This window comes from Halalkalibacter lacteus (genome assembly GCF_036663595.1).
In the GTDB taxonomy this organism is placed as follows: domain Bacteria; phylum Bacillota; class Bacilli; order Bacillales; family Bacillaceae_D; genus Halalkalibacter; species Halalkalibacter lacteus.
The window spans coordinates 1-260 of sequence record NZ_JAWRVL010000291.1 but is presented as its reverse complement, the minus strand read 5'-3'; the positions used below and the strand labels follow the sequence as shown (position 1 = coordinate 260).

General features: G+C 48.5%; 1 protein-coding gene. It reads right to left on the bottom strand.

Annotated features, from left to right (window positions below; all coding sequences use genetic code 11):
* Positions 1-260, bottom strand: a 260-nt coding sequence (locus SAZ04_RS22395; protein WP_332699870.1) for a hypothetical protein, incomplete at both ends; no start/stop codon positions are given.

Genomic DNA, 260 nt, shown 5'->3' with positions numbered 1-260 from the left:
GTCCCCACTCCCTGCCATATGAGTTCACTGTCATTTTATGGAAATAATCGGCATGCTTGCCAGCGAATTCTTCAGTTTCATGGCTTTCCGACAACCGTTCTTGACTGAATTTAAGGATCGTCTCCAAGAATCGATAGCGCTCATGACCGCGATGGGTTTCTCCAATCACGAATGATTTATCGATCAGGCTTGTGAGCAAATCCAGCACCTCCCAGTCTTCAATATCCCCTCCCGAACAGACCTGCTCCGCAGCTTCCAGA